We start from the raw sequence: 22,574 nt of genomic DNA on the forward strand, positions 1-22,574 counted from the left end.
GTGCGGCAAATCCTCGAATGACCCGATAATGCGCCCTACTGACAACCCGTCAGTGGGGTGCATTTGCTATTGGTTCGAGGATTTGCCCCGCTGGCGGTCCGTTAGTGTGGCGAATTGCCGGTCGAACCGAGGATTTGCTCCGTTGAGGTGCTAATAGCCGGGCAAAAACACGAGTGGCCCGAGATTTTGCCCCGCTGAGCAGTGTCTTGCCATTGTTCACGTACCCGACTAGGCTCGAACATATGTGCGAAAGTCTGAATCTGTTTGCCGAACCCACCCGACAATGGTTCACGCACGCGTTCGGAAACCCCACCGAGGCACAGAATCAGGCTTGGCCAGCCATCAAATCCGGCAAGAATGTACTCGTCATCGCGCCCACCGGTTCCGGCAAAACGCTGGCGGCATTCCTGGCCGCCATTGACCGGCTCATGGGACACGGTGAACAGCGCACGCAGTCGAAACGCGCCGGTGTACGCGTATTGTATATTTCGCCGCTGAAGGCGCTCGCCGTCGATGTCGCCAAAAACCTTGAACGACCACTTGAAGGCATCGCTGCGCAATGCGAAGCGGAGGGGCTCTCCGCTCCCACAATCACCATCGCCAATCGTTCGGGAGATACGACTGCTCAGGAACGCCGACGCATTGCCTCCCATCCGCCGGATATTCTGGTCACGACCCCGGAATCCCTTTATCTGTTGTTGACTTCGAAGGCTGGTCGCATTCTCTCCACGGTGGAGACGGTAATCGTGGATGAGATTCATGCCATGGCCGGCACGAAACGTGGCGCACATCTGGCGTTGAGTCTCGAACGTCTGGAGAATCTGGTCGCGGAAAGCCATAAGCGCGAGACGATGGATACTGCGGATTCCAGCATCGAGAATAGCGATCAAGGTGTTCATATCCAACGCATCGGGCTTTCCGCCACGGTGAATCCGCCGGAAGAAGCAGCCCGATTTCTAGGCGGTGGCAGGCCCGTGACCATCATCAATCCCGGCGGCAGACCGGCTATGGATTTGAAAATGGTCGAACCGCTGGAAAACATGCGGGATTTGCAGTCCGTAAACGCCAAGCATCGTGCCGGTGGCGTAGATGCCGAACCCATGTCGCATATCAGTGGCGTCACTCCAGCCATGCAACGGTTGGCCGAACACAAGGGGATCGTCGAATCCGATTCGACTGCGATTACTGGCGCTCGTGGCGATCGCACGTCCGGCTCGATATGGCCCGTGGTGGAGCGCAGCATATTGGATGAGATTCTGGCGCATCACACCACACTGGTGTTTGTAAACTCGCGTGGCGTTGCTGAAAAGCTTACGGCCCGGCTGAATGATATGTATGCCGAACAGCGAAGCGGTGCGCCGACACAGCACAATGCCGCCGATGATGATTCATGGGCCGTAGGCCCTGGTTCTCCTGAAGGGCGTGAAGGATTCTCTGCGCATTATGACGCCGTAGTGGGTTCCACCACCATGCTGGTCGGTTCGCATGATGGTGACGATGTAATCGCCATGGCTCATCATGGCTCGGTTTCCAAAGACCGCCGCAAAATGATCGAGGAACGGTTGAAGCGTGGCGAACTTCGTTGTGTGGTGGCCACCTCCAGCTTGGAACTCGGTATTGATATGGGTTCCGTGGATTTGGTGATCCAAGTGGATACGCCGCTATCCGTTTCCTCGGGGTTACAGCGTGTGGGGCGTGCCGACCATCAGGTCGGGGGAGTCTCTCATGCATTGTTCTACCCTCTGACCCGCCAACAGATCGTCACGTCGGCGGCGAGCTTGGAATCGATGATGGCCGGAGATATCGAGCCTCTTTCCATACCGCGTAATCCGCTCGATGTCCTCGCTCAGCAGACGGTGGCCGAAGCATCCATGCATAATCTCAAAGTGGATGAATGGTATGCCACAGTATGTCGCAGCGCGCCGTTCGCCGAGCTGCCGCGCGACATGTTCGACGCGGTGATTGGCATGATGTCCGGTGCGTACAACACTGAGGAATTTTCCGCATTCAAGCCGCGACTCATGTGGAATAAGGAAGCAGGCGTGATTTCCGCCCGCCCAGGAGCGCAAAAGATCGCCGTAACCTCAGGAGGCACAATCCCCGACCGCGGACTCTACACCGTGGTGCTGCCTGAAGCGGACGCCGGCAAAGGGCAGCGGCGTGTAGGCGAACTGGACGAGGAGATGGTCTACGAGTCGCGCGTCGGAGACGTGATCACACTTGGTACCTCGTCTTGGCAGATTCAGGAGATTACACGCGACCGTGTGGTGGTGACGCCTGCCCCGGGACGTACGGCACGACTGCCATTCTGGCATGGCGAAGGCGCCGGACGTGATTATGGCTTCAGTGCAACCATAGGCCGATTCCTGCGCGAAACTGCCGCCGGATTAGAACTGCCTTCCGGGGCACCTCTGGAGGGAAATTGTCGTCATACCGCGACAGAGGAGAGATTCCAGCCGTATTTCGCCCCAGCCATCATGCACCGTCTCCAACATGACGGTCTCGACGCGAACGCTATCGCCAACCTTGCGGGCCTGCTCTCCGAACAGCAAGCTGCTACTGGCGTAGTCCCAGATGACAAGACGCTCATAGTGGAGCGTACGCGTGACGAGGATGGCGGTTGGCGCATCGTATTGCTGAGTCCTTTTGGCCGCCGCGTGCACGAACCATGGGCCATGGCCATCAGCCGTAGACTTGCCACTCGATATGGATTCGATGGTCAGGCCTATGCCGCGGACGATGGCATTGTGATTCAACTGCCGGACGGCGAAGGCCATATTCCGGTAGCCGACCTGTTTCTGTTCGACCCCGAGGATTTGAGGTCGGATGTGGAACGGCAGGTAGGCGAATCCGTGCTGTTTGCCGCACGATTCCGCGAATGCGCGGCGCGTTCCCTGTTCATGCCACGCTCCGAACCCGGTCGCCGTGTTCCTCTATGGCAGCAGCGACTGCGGGCCGCGCAACTATTGCAATCGGCACGGATCGCGAAGAACTTCCCATTGTTACTGGAGACCGCACGTGAATGCCTGCAGGATGTCTACGACATGCCTGCTTTGCATGAGGTGATGACAGGAATCAATGCCGGCGACATCGTCATCAAGGATGTGGAAACCGAGACACCTTCGCCGTTTGCGGAGAACATCCTGTTCGGTTTTGTGGGCGCGGTGATGTACCAGTATGACCAACCCCAGGCCGAACGCAATGCGCAACTACTGTCGCTTGACCCGCAAGTACTTGAACGCTTGCTCGGTGGCACGAATATGGCCCAGATCTTGGATCCTGAAGTCATTCGTACTATGGAACGGGAACTGAGTGAGCGCACATTCTGGAACGAGCTTGCCGCAGATGATATCACTGGCAGAGTCACCCGATATGCGAAAACCCATGGTCCTTTCACCACTGGGCAAATCATCGATGACCTCGCCATTAATGCAGATGATGCGGTACATGAACTGGACAGAATGGCCAATGCCGGTGAACTGCTCAAAGGGCATTTCATTGATAACGATTCCACTGCCGATTCGGCTTCTGGTGCTCGAAACGACGCCCATGCTCCCGAACAATGGCTGCATAAGGACGTATTCCGCCGCATCCGCCAGCGTTCGCTTGCCAAAGCGCGCAAGGCCATCAAACCGGTGGAACCTGCTGCCTATCAGATGTTCCTCATCGACCGTCAAGGCGTAGGCCTTGTTGGTGGTGAACTATATGAGGGCGTGGACGGTTTGATGCGTGTTATCGAACAGTTGGAAGGCTTGGCTTTGCCTGCCGCGTTATGGGAATCATCCATATTCCCTGCTCGCGTGCGCGATTATCAGCCAGCGCTATTGGATGAACTACTCACCTCAGGGGATGCGATATGGGTGGGCTCCAAAGCCGGTGCGACAAGTGCAATGGAGGCAGGGGAGATCAGTTTCCATCCAGCGGATTCAGTGCTGTTGCCGGCTGAATCAGATGTTTCGAGTTCCATGCAGGGTGATGACACTACTGGCGAGTCGGCCACGATGCCGCAAGCAGTTCTTTCGGCTCTTTCGACAGGAGGTGCGTTCCACGCGCGTCAGATGATGGATGCCGCCAAACGTATCTGGAATGAAACCGCCGAACCGGATATCAATCCGGAAACCGGCGAAATCATTCCTCAGGAATGGAGCGAACAACAGTTCAAGGATGCGTTGTGGAGCCTGGTTTGGCAAGGCCGAATTACCAATTCAAGTTTCGCTCCTGTGCGTGCACTGACATCGGTGGGGCAGAGCGGCCGGCGCAAAACAACGGTCTCTCGCAGGCGGGGCAGGGTTGCGCCGATACGCCGCGCGACCACCGATATGGCATTGTCTGGACTGTGGTCTCTGACAGCTGCGGAGATGAATGCTGATGATGCCCAAGTGCCGGAACTCATGCAATCCATGCAAACGGAGCGTGCGCTCGTCACGGTGGAAGTATTGTTTGACCGATACGGTATTATTGCGCAGCCGCTGGTGGATCAGGAGAAATTGCCGGGTGGATTCTCGGCGTTGTATCCGGTGTTGAAACGCATGGAGGAACATGGCCGACTGGTTCGTGGCATGTTCGTACGCGGATTTGGCGCAGCCCAATTCGCCGAACGGGAGACCGTGGATGCATTGCGTCACCCGTTGGAGAGCCGCGAACAAACCGTAGTGGCGCTCAGCGTATTGGATCCCGCGAACTTGAGCGGCGCGGCAGTCGACTGGCCCGAAGTGAGTCATACGGCTACAAAACCGATACGGCGAGCCGGTTCGCTTGTGGTGCTGGGTGCGCAAGGGCCACTGCTGTATGCCGCGGTGAAGTCCAAGCATCTGACGGCGTTCCGAAAAACATGGTCGCAAACCGCGGCTTCACATGATGAGCAAAGCGCCGATACCGGCATAGCCGATATGTCAACCGACGTCATGATGCGCAAAGCCGCCTCAGAACTGGCCTATGCACTGCAGCGCGCAAGCAACGGCGCAGGATTTGGCGTCGGCAGCGGGCAAGCAACGGTGACGTTCAGCGATGTGAATGGCGAACCATTAAACGCCCGTCATCCGTTCGCGCGCACGCTTCATCAAGCCGGCTTCGTGCCAGTGCCCCAAGGTATGCGATTGTATTAGCGCCATTAACGGCGTCGTGAAATTCGTGACGCTGGGAAAAAGAGGCAGGCCTGTCTCCGTAGGTGAAACTGGAGACAGGCCTGCGTAGCGTATGACTTTATGTTTTGCGGCTCAGTACAGCTCTTCGAAGATCTTGCGCACGCGGGCGGCGTCAAGCGGCACGAAATTGTTGCGCATCAGTCGCGCCTGCGTGGTCATCACGCGCTCGGTGAACTCCGGCAGATCCTCACGCGTCACGCCATACTCGTGCAGCGCCTTCTTCGGCAACAACTGGTTGATGAGTGCTTCCAGCTCGTCGTACACGTTAGCCACGTCGCAGTCAAGTAAATCGGCGAGCACGGCGTTCAACTTTGCGATTTCACCATCCGACTTGATCTCCATATAGTTGCGCAGCACGCCGGTGAACATCGCATAGTTCGATTCGCCATGCGGCACATGATATTTGCCGCCCAGCTGGTAGCTCAGCGCGTGCACGGCCGCACAGCCGCCGGTATCGAAGCTGATGCCCGCGTAATCGGAAGCGATGAGGAAGTCGTTCATCAGTTCGTTGCGCTTGGCGCGGCGCTCGCTGCTGCCGGTCGGGCCCGCTGCGACGATGGCCTTGTAGCCGTTGACAATCATCTTCATGGCCTCATAGCCGAACAGACGTGTGTACGGCGTGGAGTTGGGGGAGAGCGTGGATTCAACCGAATGCACCAGCGCATCCAGAGAGCTCGTCATAAAGACATGATCCGGCAGACCATAGAGCAGTTCGGGAATGAGCACGGCGTGGTCGGCGAACATCTCCGGGCCAGCAATGCCTGCCTTGCAGCCGAGACGTGTGCGATTGATGGCGGCGATTTCGGTGACCTCGCTGCCGGTGCCGCAGGTGGTGGGCACCAGCACGAGCCCAACCTTGCGCTTGAAGTCCGGCAGGTTGTCGATCACATCGTCGATGCTGGCGCCGCCGGCCACGGCCACGATTTTCGACATGTCCATCACCGCGCCGCCGCCGATGGCGACGATACGGTCGTAATCGAACTGGCCGGCATCCTGGATAATCGCGTCGATCATCACATCGGTTGGCTCTTGATTGCCGTACTTGTCCACCAACAGCACGTTCGCACCATTGAGATACGGCTTCAAGAATGCGTCATGAATCATGCCGATGCTGACCACCAGGTCGTTCGGGCCAAGCTCGAACGCTTCAGTGAATTCCTTGACCGTGGCGAACTGATAGATGTCTTTTGGCCCTACGGTGAGCATCTTCATGGTGCGATCCTCCGTTGTCTGGATGATGTTCGGATATTGCGCCCGATGCTAATCCCGGTTCATGTCAGTGATGTTGCCTGTTGTCGTGATTACAGAAGAGCGGAAACAATGAGGAAGACAAGGGAAAGGGCTGGCAGAGTGAACTGTTTGACGGCGGCTGCGCGCTTGTCCGGACTGCCGGTGAACAGTACCATTGCGGCGAGCACCATTGATGCTGTGCCAGTTGCCATCAGTGTGATACCGATGGTCTGTTGAGTCTGCTGACCGAGCAGGGTGACTACTGCGCCGGCTACAGCCATAATGCCGAGGAACAAATTGTAAAACCCTTGATTGTAGGCCATCTCCTTGGTCGCTTCGGCTTCTTCGGCCGAGGTGATGGAGAAGGTTTTCATGGTGCTCGGTTTAGTCCATCGGAATGATTCCAAAACGAAAATCAACACATGCAGCAGGCCTGCCAGCACAGCGAAAACACAGGATGCGATAAGCACGATGATATTTCTCCTCTCTCAATTTGAACGGCATAAGTCTAGCAATGATGCACACTGGGATAGACTAAGAAATGCTCATCAAACACATGGGATTGGAAGAAAAAAGAAGGTCAATTCCATTGTGGATTTCTTGTCATCAGTTCGTTGACTGCAGCAGATGTGGGAACTTTCAGTGCTGCCATGAAAATGTCGAATGATGCGGAGTCCAATTGCAAGGTTGTCTCATTGTTGATTTCGTAGCGCGCTGCATCAATAAGATGTTGTGCGGCCCATTGAGAGAGTGTCAAATCGGTCAGTGAGGCGGCGTGTGCGATTAGCGCATATCGTTCATCGGTGAGAGGAATGCTTAATTGCGATGTTTGTTGTTGGTCTGTTGTCATCACGTTCTCCATTATGCAGTGAAATTGGTAAATGGTGATGTTCCTTTCAAACTAGGCAATAGTTGCTTAGTTTGAAAGGTGTGGTAAATCCGTTAGCCATGATTGCTTCCCTAGTTAGAATGTGCAGGTCGTCGATGGCACGCTCAAGTCAGTTGACTTGGGAGAAGTGCATCAAGATGCAACATTGTGAAAGCCATTACGTCAATTAATTAATGATTCTGATTCGACTGTTTGGGATGACTGAGTAGCCCCTTGTTATTTTGAAGGGTTGATTCGCTGGTTTTCGAGGACTTCATTAGGTGTGTTTTCGTTGCAATGACGCCGTTTAGACGACTTTCGTGAGATTTCGCTGATTGCTGCTGATTTCGTTGTTTTCCGCGGTCGCTGTGTCCCGGTTGTGTCTGCATCGGTTCCAGTGCTCCCCAGTCGAATGCGACATAATGACTGAGGAGCACTGGAGCCGGCGGCGACAACGGCGGCGACCTGGCTGTCGCCCTTCAGCAGCACGGGGATGAGCAGTCCCATGACGATACCGACAAGCTGGAAGACCGCCAGATGCCAGCCGGTCCGGTCGGCGGACACGCCGAAGGAGACCTCGATGGTGGGCAGCCAGGTGACGCACACGTAATAGTTCACGGATTGCAGCCCCATGATGAGAGTATCCGTGTGATGATGCCGTTGATTCGTATAGGGGGTGTTCGTTATCGTCCGTCGGGGATCTGAGCGGCGATGGCGTTGAGGTTTTCGGCGACCGCCGCGATGATCTCGTCGTCGCTTTGTCCGCCCTCCAGCTTGAGCAGTCCGAGCGAGTGGAGCGTCCCGGCGATGGAGAAGACGGCGGCGATGCGCTCGCGCTCGTTCGCCGCATGGGCGGAATACCGTTCGACGAGCATCGACTCGATCTTGCGGAACATGACTTCGGGGCGGTCGCCGAACAGGATGCGCAAATCGTCGATCTGGCTGTCGACGTCCGGTCTCCAGCCGTTGAGGAACGCGAGCGGATCGGACAGGATCTTGTCCTTGGCGGGGTAATGCTCCAGCATCGCGTCGATGGTTTCGTCCTCGAGTTTGTCGTTCAGGTCGTAGACGTCGAGGTAATGCTTGTAGAACGTGCTCGGGTTGACAAGCGCAAGGTCGCAGATGTCCTTGACCTTGACCTTCGATACCGGAACTCCCGATGCCCGCAGGCGCAGAAACGCCTCGCGGATCGCCTTGCGGGTCTTGACGATGCGTAGATCGGTCATCATGCCCCTTTCGTCTGTTCGTTTGCCGGTGGCGTCATTCCCTCGCCGACCATAAGCCGAGTGTTATGCGACGATTCGGGCAAATCGTCGCATAAGCGAGGAATGTCGCATATCGGTGGTTGCCGTCCGTTGCGTTTCGATGATAATTGATGCTCGTTGAATAATCAACAACTATTGTTTATCGGAGTGTTATTGTGAAACTTGGCATCAACAGGAAACAATGGATCATGGTCATCGTGCTGCTCATGGGCACGTTGCTGGCCGTGCTCAACATGTCGGTGGTCACGCCGGCGTTGCCGTCCATCATGAAGGACCTCGGCGTGGACTCCACCACCGTGCAGTGGCTGTCCAGCGGCTATTCGCTGGTCGAGGCGATGGTCATCCCGCTCGCCGCGTTCCTCATGGGACGCTTCTCCACCCGCAGGCTGTTCATCGGCTGCATCTCATTGTTCGCGGCCGGCAGTCTCGTCGCCGCGTTCGCACCGACCTTCCCCCTGCTCATGGTCGGCCGTGTGTTGCAGGCCCTGTGCACCGGCGCCATCATGCCGATGGTCACCGCGGTGATCCTGCTCGTGTTCCCCAAGGAAAGCCGAGGAACGGCGATGGGCATCACCGGACTGGTCGTCGGCTTCGCCCCGGCGCTCGGCCCGTCCATCTCCGGCGTGATCATCGACTCGTTCGGCTGGCGCACGCTGTTCGTCATCATGGCGGCAGTCTCGCTGATCGTCATCGCATTGGCCGCCGTCTACCTGCGCAACTTCGACGGATTCCAGCCGGGCGCGTTCGACCCCGTCTCCGTGCTGCTCTCCTCGGTCGGCCTGGCATGCCTGCTGTACGGACTGTCCACGTTCACATCCACCGGCAACATGGCGCTCACCGTCGCGCTGATCGTCATCGGCGTACTGCTCGTCGCCGTGTTCGTACGCCGACAGCTCAAGGCGAAGGAACCGATGCTGCGCGTCGGCATCCTCGACAACCGCACCTACGCGCATTCGGTGATCATCGTGGCATGCATGCAGGCGGCCCTCATGGGATGCAACGTCATGGTGCCGATGTTCATCCAGACCGTGCTCGGCGCATCCGCCACCGCCAGTGGGCTCGCCATGCTCCCCGGCGCCCTCATCGGCGCATGCTGCGGCATCGTCTCGGGCCGCATGTTCGACAAATACGGTATCCGCAAGGTCGCCCTGCCCGGCCTGACGGTCATGACCATCGGCGGCGTGCTCATGGCTCTGCTCGGCGCGGACGCCTCGGTCATCCTCACGGCATGCGCCTACACCGTGCTCTACGCGGGACTCATGTTCGCCATGACCCCGGTGAACACCTGGGGCATCAACGCGCTCGACAACGAAAACATCGGACACGCGCAAAGCGTCACCAACACCGTCGGACAGATCGCCTCCTCGATGGGCACAGCCCTCATCGTATCCATCTCCGCACTGTCCACTACCCTCGCGCCCACCGCCACCGGACACGCGCAATCCATACTCGGCTCGACGCTGGCATTCGCCGCCATCGCGGTTATCCTCGCGGCCGCCCTCGTCGCGGCACTTCTGGCGACTCGAACGCACCGAGGCACGACGAAACGGACTCTCGTCGGACAGTGACCGAAACGACAACGCATCAACAGACACGGAACCAAAACGAAACGAGACATGATGAACACCACGAACAACTCGCTGACCCACAACATCCGCACCTTCCACCACGGCACCGAACCGCTGGTGGACCCCATCCGGGACACTTTCATCCGCACTGACAAAGCCGGCAACTCATGGTTCTGGGTCGGCCATTTCGAGACGGGCGGCCACACCCTTGACTTCATGTACCACGTCAGCGTCCTGCAGCTCTCCAAATACCTGCCGGTGCGCATGATCAACAGCGTGCTGTCCATCACCGATGAGACCGGACGCATCTACCGCCACGAAGACCGCTTCTACAAGGTCAGGCGAGGACAGGTCGCAGGTCAGGGACTGCACATCCACACCGACAAGGACGTCATCGAAGGCGACCTCGACAACATGCGCATCGCATCGGCCATGCCGGACGGATCCATCTACCTCGACCTGCACGGCACCGGATACCCACTCTACAGCCTCGGCACCGGCTACTTCCAGATCGCCGGGGTACCCAACTACCAACACTCGTTCCCGCACATGGCGGCCAAAGGCGTCATCACCCTCGACGGCCAACGACACGAGGTGGAGGGAATGGTATGGATGGACCGTCAGTTCGCCGGCATGCCCAAAGGCAGAAGCCTCAAGGACGGCTACAACTGCAAATGGCTGTGGATGAACCTCTGTTTCGACAACGATCCCGACGTGATCAGCCTATGGGGTGTAACCGAACTGGCCACCGGCAGCGAACATTGCTGGGCCAGCGTCCTGCACCAAGACGGCACCCAATCTTCCGCCGGCGTCGATCCGATGGCCGGAGACTCCTTCAACGTGTGGGAAAGCCCCGTGACCGGCATGAAATACCCGACCGGATGGAATATCTCCATACCCGAATGGGACGCAAAACTCACCGTCACGTCCATCATGGACGAACAGGAAATCGCCTCGCCGAACCCCTCCGGCCGCAAATACGAAGGAGCAAGCCAAATAATCGGCACCTACCGAGGACACTCGGTGACGGGCCACTGCTGCCTCGAACTCGTCGGCGGATGGAACTGACAACACCAGCTTGCCTTCCTGAATCAACCAGCATCGGACCAACTCCGTCGACCCGCCGAAGAAAAAACCGACGATCCTGTGAACAAGGGATTCGGGATGGATACTAAATAACCTTTAGGTTGGTTCCCACACAAGAAAAAGCCCGTCTCGTGCATGGCAACACGAGGCGGGCTTAAATCATTGAGTGTATTCGGCTTCATGGTCTTTGCTAAGCTTGCCGCTGAGCGCAGGGGGCTGATGTTGGCCAGTTTTCTTAGAGTCCCTACAGCTCAATATCCTGCGCGAGGATGTTGACGGCGTCGGTTTTGTGCTCGATCCACCAGGCGGCGTCATCGCGGCGAAGCACCTGTTTGCGCAGTTCGGCGAAAGCGTCGCGGTCCTCAAAACGGGCATGGGCGGCGAGAATATCCACTTGGTTCAGCGCTCGCCGGCGAATCGGTTCGGCGCGATCGCATTGCGCTTTGCTGCCCCATAATGTGCAGAAACCATCCATCCTGTTGTCCTGCCGGCTGGCGTTGCCGATGCATGCCGCGCATAGTGATTGCTCCACCTTGCGCACACGCTGTTCCACGATTACATATGGGCCGTCCACGTTGATACGTTCCTGATGTCCGCATGCATGCGTAATCAATCTCCAAGCCATAACGCCACCTCAACTTTCAGGCAACCATTCACTTTCATAGGTATAGAACATATGTTCTATACCTATATGGACATTTGTTCGAATGAGTTTAATGGTGCGGTCTGAAGATGTTGCGCGTGCCGCTCGGCTATCATGAAGAGAAGTTCGGGCCGTAGAGGGCTCGGAGAACTCGGCAATTGCAATGAAGCAGGAAGGTAAGCGTATGAGCGTGCCGCAGGAAGTCTTGGATGTGCTGCATTCGGGCGAGGTGTATCTGTGGAACAGCGAACTGATGGATGCTGCGCAGCAGGAGCAGCGGGATATGCTGCGTAGAACCAATGAATTGCCGGCTACTTCGCCGGAACGAGACAAGCTGCTGCACGAGTATTTCGCCGAAATGGGGAAGGATACGTGGATTGAGCCGCCGCTTCGCGCCAACTGGGGTTGCTCCACTCACTTGGGTAGCTTCGTGTATGCGAACTTCAATCTGACGCTGGTGGATGATGGCGAAATCTTCATCGGCGACCATACGATGATTGGTCCGAACGTCACGCTCGTCACCACCGGCCACCCGATTCGCCCTGACCTTCGAGAGAAGCTTGCGCAGTTCTCCGAGCCGATTCATATCGGTCGCAACGTATGGATTGGAGCAAACGTCACCGTGCTGCCGGGAGTCACCATTGGAGACAATTCCGTCATCGGAGCGTGCAGCGTGGTCACCAAGGACATTCCCGCCAACTCGGTGGCGGTTGGCGCCCCGTGCCGTGTTATGCGCGAAATCAACGAACATGACCAGGAATACTACTGGCGCGATAAGCGCATTCCGGAAGGGATGTAGCGTGTTTTCGTAGGTGTTGATGCGGCGTTCTGCAGGGCAATCGGACTAATGTAACCAAGTGAAGGCATTCCCTCATCACAAAGGAGTTATGACAATGTCCGAACCAACCATCCCCGCAGAAGGCCGTGTCGCTGTATTAACGGAGCCCAAGCACATTGACGTGCGCACGCTCCCACTGCCGCAAATCAACGATGACGAAGTGCTCGTCCGCGTTGAAGGCTGCGGCATCTGCGGCACCGACCAGTCCGAATACCGTGCCGACCCGTTCGGATTCGCTCCCATCGTGCTCGGCCACGAAGCCACCGGCGAAGTCGTGAAAATCGGCAAGAACGTCATCACGGATTACTCCGGCAAACCGCTTAAGGTAGGCGACAAGATCGTCACCGGCCTGCGCCCATGCGGCCACTGCGCCATCTGCAAGCGTCGCGCCGACATGATCCATTTGTGTGAAAACGGCGAAATCCACGGACTCATGCCCGGCGAAGACCACTTCTTCAACGGCTGGTATTCCGACTACATGAAGTGCAATCCGGGCGCTGTAATCTTCAACGTGAACGACATGCCCGACCGCGACCTGCGCATCCTAATCGAACCAGCCGCCGTAATCGTGCACGCAGTGGAGGAGGCCAAGAAGATCTACGATTTCAAGCATGGCTCCCATGTGCTGGTCCAAGGCTGCGGCCCGATTGGCCTGCTGCTGGTCGCTTTGCTCAAGACCTACGGCATTCGCAACATCGTAGCCGTGGATGCCAAGGAAGCCCGCCTTGAGATGGCCAAGAAGCTCGGCGCCACCGCCACCGTGAACTTCTCCGACTATGATTCCGTGGACGCCGCAGCCGATGCCGTGCGTGAAGTCACTGAAGGTCTCGGCGCGGAAATGGGCTTCCAGTGCACCGGTTCGCCCGCGGCCGCGGCAGCTTTGTTCAAGTACATTCGCCGTGGGGGCTCTTACTGCGAGGTCGGTTTCTTCACCAACACCGGCGATGCTACCTACAATCCGCATCTGGACGTATGCCAGAAGGAGATCAAGCTCACCGGTTCCTGGACCTATCAGGCCGGCGACTGGCTGGAGGCGCAGGAATTCCTCAAGGAAGCCAAGGACCGTGGCTTGCCCGTCATGGATCTGGTGACTAACGTGTTCCCGCTCGACCAAATCAACGAAGCGATGGAATACGCACTCAGCATGCAAGGCCTCAAGATTGAGGTCGTGCCCGAGCTGTGAGGCAGTAGCACTACCTTCAGCGTGACGATGGCGTCTCGCGATTAAGTTATTCATAAGCAACTTGATCGCAAGCACGCCATCGTATTCAGCGGCGAAAATCAGCTGCAACCGCTACCGAATGCGGTAATTGGAACCACGCTGGGTCATGATGAGGCCCGCGCGCGTGAGCTTCTTATCCAACGTATACAAAGCATTACGCAGTAAGCCCTGCTGCTCAAAATACGGTCCGCCAACAAGCCCTACAAGTTCCTTGGTATTCACGAACTTGCCATCGGCCTTGACCAACGCTTCCAGCAGGCTGTATTCCAAACGGGAGAGCGTGATCGGACTATGTGTGGACGCATAGTAGGCCCGGCGATGGGTGGTGTCCAGTGTGAGATTGCCGCGAATGATCATTGCGGGGGAGTCGGCTGCGAGTGCATTTACATACGAGAGCAGTTCGGTATCGGAGAACGGTTTGCGCAGCACGGCATCCGGTTGATTATCGTTAGTGTGCCCGGCGCTGCCGCTGGATTCACTGGATTGATTGGATGCAGATGATTCGGTCGATTCGGTTGACGTATCCGGCTCAATCGGCGCGTACTCATGTGGTAGCGCTCGCCAACGGTTACCCTCACCGGTTGCGCGGCTCAGCGGGGTAGTGGCAAGCAGCAGAATTTTCAGCGAAGGATCGGTTGTGCGCAGTTCCGCAACGAAATCGTCGTGTGGCGGTTCGACCAGATCCTCGTCGAGCACAATCGCATCATAAGGGATTACGGGTGCTGCATCGGCATCGTTTGCGGCTTGGAATTGCGTTGGGGCAGCGTTCTGGACAGGAGTGCCAGTTTGCGCAGTCTGAGTCTGATTGTCGGCCGGCGCTTCGGTGTCGATTTCGGCCTCGGCTACAACCTGCCCTTGCTGTGCTGCGATAATCGCATGCAATGTCGCTTCCTGGGTGCCGGTTTGGTCAACCTCATGCTGTGCGCCTAGCAATGTGCCGCGAATGGCGCGGGCAAGCGGCTCATTCGATGCGGCGACCAGTAACTTCATAAGACACCTCCTATGTCGCCCAGTGTAAGCCGAGGTATGGCAGAGGTTCCGGATGCCGATATCATCCAGAACCCCTTGCCTAGTCTAGGCCGGAATGTGGTTGATCAGAGAAGCGTGATTACAGAATGGGCCGCAACGTCATAGGATAGCGGCGATGTGTGGAAACAATGGTGAGTGAAGCGGCAAGGATGCCGAATGCAACCAGCATGATGAGCGCCCAAGTCGCAGACGTCATCAGCGTCACAATCATGAATACCAGCATTGGCACAGAAGAAACTAGTGAGATTACCGAGAATGAGCCGACCGATGCCGCATGCGAGGCGAGCAATATTTGCTCCCCTGCGAAAGCAATTACAGCTGGGGTAAGAACAATACACACGATTTTAGGGATTGCATTGTTATTCCAATGAACCAATCCGCCCCAAGCCAGATAACCGAAAATACTCAGCGACATGACTTCGGCAATGAGCATCGGCAACAGGCTTTTGGCGACGCAATACTGCAGCATCGGTCGGCCGGAAGCGCGCCATGTCTCCATAGTGCCATCATTTTCCACTGCAGCCGACAAATCCATCTCATTGGGATTGGCCATCAGCGTGCATATTGCCAATTCACTGCCCAAAAACCCATACCACGGCGCGAGCGTCTGTGCCGCGGATAATCCATCTATGGTGGCGGGGTCCGCTGGGGCACTCATGGAGAGCACGGCGAGCGTCACCGGAATAAACAGCCAAAGACCGATGCCGAACGCCTCATACAGTGGGTTCTTGCGTAACAAGGTCCAATCTTTCCAAAACATTGCTTTCATAAAAAAGACCTCCTTGATGACTATTTGCTGATGCCAAAGTTCACATTGCTACGTTCGTGGCCAAGTGTGGCGGCCTGTTTGAATGCGTCGATGTTTGGGAAATCGCTGATATCGCAATCTTTGACGAGGTGCTTGTTATCGAGGATGATGATGCGGTCGGTGACTTCCCAGCAGTATTCCAAATCGTGCGTGATGGTCAATATCGTGCGGCCATTCGCCTTGAGCTGCTTCATCAAGTCGATAAGTAGTTGGCGGGTGATCGGGTCCACTGCATTGGTTGGCTCATCCAGCAGGATCAGCTTCGGGTTGAACAGCATGCCTGCCACGATGCCTGCGCGTTTCCTCAGGCCGCTGGAAAGATCTTTGACCTTCTTATCGAGATGCTCGCCCAATTCAAACGCCTGTACCATCGGGAGTTCCTCAAGATGCTGCATGTCGAGAGGATGCGGGTTCTCGTGCGTGGCGTAAAGCATCGAACGGAACTTGAGATTTTCGCGAATGGTCATCGTAGGGGAGAGGTTGCCGGAATCGCTCAACTGAAACACTTCGTGCATCGAATGAAATACGTTGCTGTTGATTGCCGCGGACCCATGCCACGGTCGCAACAGACCGGTGATAATGCCGAACAATGTGGTTTTGCCCACGCCGTTATATCCCAGAATGCCCAGCGATTGGCCGGCCGGCACGTCGAGATTGATGTGTTCCAGCACAGGTTTGCGGCGCTTGTAACCGAACGTCATATCCGTGACGCGGATGGCTGATGGATGATTGGCATCGGTAGCGTTGTTACTCGGTGTGAGGGTGGAGCTGGTCATGAATAGAACCTTTCCTTTGATGCAAATGGACCAGAGATAGAGTGCGAATGCCATCAGTGTGGGCGTGAATGCGCTCGCCATTGCTTGCGGAGTAAGGATTGTTGGGTGCAGCGCCGGAGCGATGGCATAGGTGAATGCAGTGAGTATTGCGCTCGCTGCGGTGATGGGGATGAGCGCCCACACCAGTTGCGCGATGATGTATTGGCATAGCGGCCGACCGCAGGCTCGCACGGTGAGAATGGTGCCATTGGCGAGGTCGCTGCGAATGGCATCGATGGAAAGTGTAGGTGCCAGGCAGATGCCTAATGTTGCGACGGCGAATTGGTACATGGCAGTCGCCGCTTTGCCTTGCATGCCGAGCAAGGGGATTATGGTAATGCACAGCATTGGCATGGCAATGGCGATGATGATGACGACTAACATTGCGGTGTTGTGGCGGAGCTGTTGGAAATCCTTGTAGAAGATGGCTTGCATAGGTGCCTCGAATTGGTGTAATAGACCGCACTTGGGTGATTTTGAGTAAGCTTGCGCCCGGCCACGCGTGCAATGGTGTTTTTTGGGGTATGGCTTGCGCTGAGTACTTAGCTTCTCTCCCTCCGGCACTGCGTGCTCATGGGCTCGCCGTCGCTCGTTACATCGACTACAAACAGTCCACTGGACTGTTTGCTTAACGCCGATGTCCTATCAGAAGGAGGCAGAAGGGAAACTAAGAAAAGAACTATTGGCCGGCGACGATTTGGCGTAAGGCGGCTACATGGGATTGGAACGCCTGCTCGCCCTCTTGGGTGAGTTTCACCCAAGTGACCTTGTAGGCTTTGCCGCCCTCTCCAGTCCTCTTATTGAGCTGAACGTAACCATGCTCGGCCAGTGTTTTGAGGTGTTTGGAGCACGTGGCATCGCTGATTTCGAGCGTATCGCGCAGCACATCGAATCGCATCGTGCCATAGGTGTCAAGTAGGCCACAGATACGCAATCGAATCGGAGCATGAATGACTTCGTTGAATACCGGTTGCGGATTATCCGATGTCATGATGCGCTTCCGTTGAAGAATCGAGGGCAGGTAACTCGGGAGCAGTGCGCTGTTGCAATGCGCGGACGGTTTCGTCACATTCCCATGCTTCCATAGCGCCATTGATAACCGCACCAACCAATGTGACTGCCACGGCTGACCACCATGCGGTGGTGGCGAATCCTACGGCAAGTGCCAAAATCGGTGGAATGAAATTGACGAAGAAATGCACGGCAATCGCAATCTTATAGCGGTGGCTCCGCATCGCAGGTTTTGGCGCCTGCCATTGTGGGGCGATGCCTTGGCGACGGCTATTGAGCAGGATGGCCGTAGTGAGAAGCAGCAGACTTATCGCCAGCAGAGCGGCCACAATCCATATGGGATTCCATGGCAGATTGAATCGGTTGAACCATGCTTGTGGGATGAGCCAATACGTGAATGTGAGCAGACCGAATACGATGGCGATCCAAACGATGTTGGATGTGCGACGGGCCGCATAGCCGGTTGCGATTTTCGCGCGATCGGTATCGAGCGCTTGCAAGGCATCAAGTGCGTCCATCGCTTGCTGCTGATTGCGGGCATGGTTGCTAGAGCGTATTTGTTGCGGCTGTTGCGTCTTCTGCGTGTTCGCCATAATGACCCCTCTCACGCGGATTGTGGTTGGCAGGAATAGCCAAACCTCTTTCCGCTACGGAAAACAGTATCACTTTCCATGATGGAAAGAGGTTTGTGCGTGTCGGGGTATATGGGTCTATTGTGAGGACTCCTCTTAGTCAGCTACGCTGACAGCTCCCCTCAGGGGAGGGGAGCCAAGAAGAAATGGTTATTCGGGAAATCAGCCGATAAAGGCGATGGAAGCGGCGAGATCCACGCCGGAGCCATCGCGACGCATATCCGGCTTCGGCAGTTCCACTGCGGTTCCGGACGAGGTGGCCGCGTTGAGCGGGTAGAGGCCCACCCATGCCAGAATCAGCGTGTTCTGCCCCTTGAGGAAGCGCTGCGAGCGTACGCCGCCTGTGGCGCGACCCTTGGTCGGATACATTTCGAGCGGCGTCACCTTGGCGGCGCCATTTTCGGTACCAGGCAGGGCATCCTCGTCGCCGGCCACGGTGAGCACCACCGCACCGGAGGCCGAACTCAAGCCGTTCTCGCCTTCCTCATACGTCCATGCCACCTTGCCGGCCGGCACCACGTTGAACGCCATCACTTGCGCACCGGCAGCCAGTTTGATGCCTGCCATACCGCCTGCGGTACGACCCTGTGGACGCACATTCTTCGCCTCAAACGTCAGAAGCGAAGAATCAGAGGAAATGAACACCAGACGATCATCGTCCTCGGCGGTGGCGGCGAACACCACTTCATCGCCTTCCTTCAGGTCGATGACCGGCCAGGAATCCATCGTGGTGGGCGCTTCGCGGTTCCAACGCTTGACCACACCGTTGCGCGTACCAATGGCCAGCGAGGGGAGTGGAGCGGACTCCGTGGAATCACTGCCGTTATCATCGTCGCTCTTCGGCTGCTCCATGGCGATGGCGGTCACCACATGCTCGCCTGGAATCGGATCGGTGGATTCGGTCATGCCAATCAGCTCGTCGGCCTGAACGCCACCAGTCAGCGTCAATGTTTCCGAAGCGGGCAGCGCTGGCAAATCGACCACATGAGCCAGCACCAAGCGACCTGCGGAAGTGATCAGCGCAAACGTTGCCTGCGTGGAGGTCGGGAAGATCGTGGTGATCTGATCGTTCGGCTGGCGCTTATCGGATGCGGAACGCGCATGATACACATCCAGCGCGCTCGGTGTGGTGCGGGCTATCAGACCAGTGGCGCTCATCATCACCACACAGGGCTCATCATCGATCTTCAATGCGCCGGCCAGCGCGTTCTCTTCACCGCTCTTCTTCGTGGCCTTGGTGGCGGCGGCCACATCGGCTGCGGCGGAGGAGATCGTGGCCGCGGACTTGGCAGCCTCAAGAGCGGACTGGGCAAGTTCGGACGTGCCGGAACCATGTGCGGCAACCGGGGTCAGCGTACCATCCGGGTCCACGTCCAGCAGCACCGTGCGGCGCGGGGAACCCCACTTGGCCACGGCCTGGTCCATCTCATCGGTCACCACCTGATCCAACGCTTCGGCGGAAGCGAGAATGCGGGTGAGCTCCTCGATGCTTTTCTTGAGGTCATCGCGTTCGGCCTCAAGCTCGATACGATTCATCTTGGTCAAGCGGCGCAAACGCAAATCCAGGATGTACTGGGCCTGCACATCGTCCAAATCGAATACGGCCATCAAACGAGTCTTGGCGGCATCCGCATCATCCGAAGTGCGGATTACCTGAATCACCTCATCGATGTCCAGCATGGCCAAGAGCAGGCCTTCGACCAGATGCAGACGCTCCTGAGCCTTCTTCTTGCGGTATTCACTGCGGCGACGAATCACCACGCGGCGGTGGTCGATCCATACCTGCAGCATTTCCTTTAAGCCCATCGTGTGCGGGCGGCCATTCACCAACGCCACATTGTTCATGGCGAAGTTATCCTGCAGCGGCGTGTGCTTGAACAACTGCACCAGCACGGCATGCGGGTCGAAACCGGTTTTGATCTCAATCACCAAACGCGTACCGTTATGGCGATCAGAAAGATCGAACGCGCCGGAAATGCCTTCCAGCTTGCGGTTCTTCACACCATCGGAAATACGCTCGATCACCTTCTCTGGGCCCACCATGTACGGCAGTTCGGTCACCACAATCGCCTGCTTGCGGGCGGTCACATGCTCCACATGCGTGGTGGCGCGCGTAGTCAGCGTGCCACGGCCGGTCTCATAGGCTTCGCGAATGCCGTTGCGGCCCAAAATCGTGCCGCCGGTGGGCCAATCCGGGCCTGGCACATAGCGCATCAGCTGTTCGAGCGTGGCTTCAGGATGAGCCATCAGGAATTTGGCGGCGTTCACCACTTCGCCCAGATTATGCGTGGCAAGATTCGTGGCCATGCCGACGGCAATGCCTGAACCGCCGTTGACCAGCAGATTCGGAATCGCAGCCGGCAGCACGGTCGGTTCCTTGAGCTTGTTGTCGTAATTTGGCGTGAAATCAACCGTATCCTCATCGATATCGGCGTTCATGCCGAGCGCGGCCGGAGCAAGACGGGCCTCGGTGTAACGGGAGGCTGCCGGACCATCATCAAGCGAGCCGAAGTTGCCGTGTCCATCTACCAGTGGCAGACGCATCGCGAACGGTTGGGCCAAGCGCACCATCGCCTCGTAGATAGCAGAATCGCCGTGCGGGTGCAGCTTACCCATCACCTCGCCAACCACGCGGGCTGACTTCATATACGGGCGGTCCGGGTTCAGATTCATCTGACCCATCTGGTAGACGATACGGCGTTGCACCGGCTTCATACCATCGCGTGCATCCGGCAAAGCGCGCGCATAAATCACCGAATACGCGTACTCGAGGAATGATTTGCTCATTTCCTCATTGAGCGGCGTCTCGACGATATGCTCCTTGATCTTGCGCGGATCATAAGTCTGCACGGACGGTTTGCGGTGTGATGCCATGAAACTCCCTTTCAAACTCGCCCTATATTAGCAGTGCCCCTCGCATTGCTCATGACGATACCGCAGCGAATCATTCTCAATAAGAACAGTGCGGGGATTATTGCCGGCAAACCGCACATGATGATCAGTAGAAATGTTGAAATATAGCCGATTAAAGCCATGTGCGGATGGAGAGACTTTGTGCGGTTTCCCTACACGCTTCTTATTGAGAACCGTTCGTTGCGGGGGCGGTGGGGTTACGATAAACCTTATGACTGTCGAAACGCCGGATATGGATGAGCTGCTGCGCCTGATACCCACCGTGACCTATGGAGATGACGCCACAGGCTCACGCGGAGGAGCCCTGCACCTTTCCGCCGTGCTGCCCGCCCTATCCAGCGCCATAGGCCATCCGACCGCCACGCCGGTGCATGCTAATCCCAAAGCTTGCCAGCAGGCGCTGGGCTTCCCGGACGTCACCTCCGCCATTGTGGTGCTTGTGGATGGCCTCGGTTACTGGAATCTGGCCATGCGGCTCGGCCATGCACCGTATCTGCGCTCATTGATGAATGACACCGCCAACCAGCGTCCTATCGCCACTTGCGCGCCCAGCACCACAGTGGCCGCCATGGCCGCGTTCGGCACCGGTACCTGCCCGGGATTGACCGGCATGGCCGGCTACACGCAGCTGGAGCCGGAGCATCATACGCTGATTCAGCTCATCCAGTTCAAGGACGCGTTGGCTCCGAAGCCCGCCAACCCACATATTCCAGTACCGCCGATGATCGATCCGCTCACTTTGCAACGGGAACCCACGGTTTTTGAACGTTTGGGCGCCCAAGGAGTGCGCGTCACCAGTTCGGGACTCCCTAAATTCGCTGGTTCGCCACTCACCGAAGCGGCTCTGCGCGGCACCGATTATCGAGGCAATGTGACGCCGCGCGATCGCGTCCTGGCCGCCGCCCGTGCCGCCCGCGAACCGGGATTGACCTACCTGTACATCCGTGATGCCGACAAGGTCGGTCATAATTATGGATGGGATTCCGAGAATTGGGTGGCAGCATTCGAACATATCGATGCCCAGCTCGCGCTGTTGCACCGCAGTGCACCTCACGGTACGTTGATCGTAATCGTGGCCGATCACGGCATGGTGCAGACCGACATGAGCCAGCGCGTAGACATAGCCGAAGACCCACAGCTCACGCAAGGCGTGGAATTCGTAGGTGGCGAGCCTCGTTCGCTGATGCTCTATGCCGAAGCCGGCGAGAATCCGGAGACTATCGCCGAACGTTGGCGTAATCGTCTGGGGGAGACGGCTCTGATCAGGACCAAGACGGAAGCGTTCGCCGATGGATTGTTCGGCCCGGTGGATGAGCGGGTGAAGCCGATGATCGGTGATGTGATTGTACAGGCCTCCGGTGCCGCGACCTTTGTGGATTCGCGTACACAGAACGATAAGGCCACGCATCTGCCGAGTGTGCATGGTTCGCAGACGCAGTTGGAAATGGAAATACCCTGCTTGATTGATATGGCGTGATCATTACCGCAGCTGCCGGGTGGCA

General features: G+C 57.2%; 18 protein-coding genes. 6 read left to right on the forward strand and 12 right to left on the reverse strand.

Annotated elements, in window-relative coordinates; all coding sequences use genetic code 11:
- Window positions 1–242: 242 nt before the first annotated feature.
- On the forward strand, window positions 243–5,105 hold the full coding sequence (locus CSQ86_RS04280) for a DEAD/DEAH box helicase (protein ID WP_100493891.1): 4,863 nt from the start codon (window positions 243–245) through the stop codon (window positions 5,103–5,105).
- Window positions 5,106–5,216: 111 nt separating this feature from the next.
- On the opposite strand, the gene CSQ86_RS04285 is transcribed toward CSQ86_RS04280, so the two are convergent.
- The 5 genes from CSQ86_RS04285 to CSQ86_RS04305 form a co-directional block, all read right to left on the reverse strand.
- Window positions 5,217–6,356, reverse strand: a complete 1,140-nt coding sequence (locus CSQ86_RS04285) for a 4-hydroxybutyrate dehydrogenase (protein ID WP_100493892.1) — start codon at window positions 6,354–6,356, stop codon at window positions 5,217–5,219.
- Window positions 6,357–6,445: 89 nt separating this feature from the next.
- Complete coding sequence (locus CSQ86_RS04290; protein WP_100493893.1) at window positions 6,446–6,844, reverse strand: DUF1304 domain-containing protein; 399 nt, start codon at window positions 6,842–6,844, stop codon at window positions 6,446–6,448.
- Between the two features lie 110 nt (window positions 6,845–6,954).
- Window positions 6,955–7,224: a type II toxin -antitoxin system TacA 1-like antitoxin gene (locus CSQ86_RS04295; RefSeq protein WP_165773744.1), complete on the reverse strand. Its 270-nt coding sequence runs from the start codon at window positions 7,222–7,224 to the stop codon at window positions 6,955–6,957.
- Window positions 7,225–7,479: 255 nt separating this feature from the next.
- Window positions 7,480–7,875 (reverse strand): hypothetical protein, encoded by a 396-nt coding sequence (locus CSQ86_RS04300; protein ID WP_100493895.1) that lies wholly within the window; start codon window positions 7,873–7,875, stop codon window positions 7,480–7,482.
- Window positions 7,876–7,925: 50 nt separating this feature from the next.
- The gene (locus CSQ86_RS04305; RefSeq protein WP_133119263.1) at window positions 7,926–8,471 is read right to left on the reverse strand and encodes a hypothetical protein; all 546 of its coding nucleotides are present in this window, start codon (window positions 8,469–8,471) and stop codon (window positions 7,926–7,928) included.
- A 191-nt stretch (window positions 8,472–8,662) separates the two neighbouring features.
- On the opposite strand from CSQ86_RS04305, the gene CSQ86_RS04310 reads away from it, so the two are divergent.
- Together CSQ86_RS04310 and CSQ86_RS04315 are read left to right on the forward strand one after the other, a co-directional pair.
- Entirely contained in the window at window positions 8,663–10,075 is a 1,413-nt protein-coding gene (locus tag CSQ86_RS04310; protein WP_165773745.1) for a DHA2 family efflux MFS transporter permease subunit, read from the forward strand.
- A 48-nt stretch (window positions 10,076–10,123) separates the two neighbouring features.
- Window positions 10,124–11,143 (forward strand): lipocalin family protein, encoded by a 1,020-nt coding sequence (locus CSQ86_RS04315; RefSeq protein WP_100493898.1) that lies wholly within the window; start codon window positions 10,124–10,126, stop codon window positions 11,141–11,143.
- A gap of 262 nt (window positions 11,144–11,405) precedes the next feature.
- Here the strand turns inward: CSQ86_RS04315 and CSQ86_RS04320 are convergent, their stop codons facing one another.
- On the reverse strand, window positions 11,406–11,786 hold the full coding sequence (locus CSQ86_RS04320) for a hypothetical protein (RefSeq protein WP_100493899.1): 381 nt from the start codon (window positions 11,784–11,786) through the stop codon (window positions 11,406–11,408).
- Between the two features lie 181 nt (window positions 11,787–11,967).
- On the opposite strand from CSQ86_RS04320, the gene CSQ86_RS04325 reads away from it, so the two are divergent.
- Both CSQ86_RS04325 and CSQ86_RS04330 read left to right on the forward strand, forming a co-directional pair.
- Window positions 11,968–12,603, forward strand: coding sequence for a sugar O-acetyltransferase (locus CSQ86_RS04325; RefSeq protein ID WP_420838165.1), 636 nt, complete (start codon window positions 11,968–11,970; stop codon window positions 12,601–12,603).
- 94 nt (window positions 12,604–12,697) lie between these two features.
- A complete protein-coding gene (locus CSQ86_RS04330; protein ID WP_100493901.1) occupies window positions 12,698–13,825 on the forward strand; it encodes a zinc-dependent alcohol dehydrogenase in 1,128 nt (375 codons plus the stop codon).
- A gap of 111 nt (window positions 13,826–13,936) precedes the next feature.
- Here the strand turns inward: CSQ86_RS04330 and CSQ86_RS04335 are convergent, their stop codons facing one another.
- From CSQ86_RS04335 to CSQ86_RS04360, 6 genes are all read right to left on the reverse strand, one after another.
- A complete protein-coding gene (locus CSQ86_RS04335; protein ID WP_100493902.1) occupies window positions 13,937–14,854 on the reverse strand; it encodes a response regulator transcription factor in 918 nt (305 codons plus the stop codon).
- Between the two features lie 118 nt (window positions 14,855–14,972).
- On the reverse strand, window positions 14,973–15,662 hold the full coding sequence (locus tag CSQ86_RS04340; protein WP_100493903.1) for a hypothetical protein: 690 nt from the start codon (window positions 15,660–15,662) through the stop codon (window positions 14,973–14,975).
- A 20-nt stretch (window positions 15,663–15,682) separates the two neighbouring features.
- Window positions 15,683–16,951, reverse strand: a complete 1,269-nt coding sequence (locus CSQ86_RS09900; RefSeq protein WP_240542359.1) for an ABC transporter ATP-binding protein — start codon at window positions 16,949–16,951, stop codon at window positions 15,683–15,685.
- A gap of 244 nt (window positions 16,952–17,195) precedes the next feature.
- Window positions 17,196–17,507, reverse strand: a complete 312-nt coding sequence (locus CSQ86_RS04350; RefSeq protein ID WP_100493904.1) for a transcriptional regulator — start codon at window positions 17,505–17,507, stop codon at window positions 17,196–17,198.
- Window positions 17,494–18,120: a hypothetical protein gene (locus tag CSQ86_RS04355; RefSeq protein WP_100493905.1), complete on the reverse strand. Its 627-nt coding sequence runs from the start codon at window positions 18,118–18,120 to the stop codon at window positions 17,494–17,496. Before CSQ86_RS04355 ends, CSQ86_RS04350 begins: the two co-directional genes overlap by 14 nt.
- Before the next feature lie 201 nt (window positions 18,121–18,321).
- Window positions 18,322–21,033 carry a DNA gyrase/topoisomerase IV subunit A gene (locus CSQ86_RS04360; protein WP_100493906.1) on the reverse strand — a complete coding sequence of 904 codons (2,712 nt, stop codon included), beginning with the start codon at window positions 21,031–21,033 and terminating at the stop codon, window positions 18,322–18,324.
- A 250-nt stretch (window positions 21,034–21,283) separates the two neighbouring features.
- On the opposite strand from CSQ86_RS04360, the gene CSQ86_RS04365 reads away from it, so the two are divergent.
- On the forward strand, window positions 21,284–22,549 hold the full coding sequence (locus CSQ86_RS04365) for an alkaline phosphatase family protein (protein ID WP_100493907.1): 1,266 nt from the start codon (window positions 21,284–21,286) through the stop codon (window positions 22,547–22,549).
- Window positions 22,550–22,574: the final 25 nt, after the last annotated feature.

The organism is Bifidobacterium felsineum (genome assembly GCF_002802915.1).
GTDB lineage: Bacteria > Actinomycetota > Actinomycetes > Actinomycetales > Bifidobacteriaceae > Bifidobacterium > Bifidobacterium felsineum.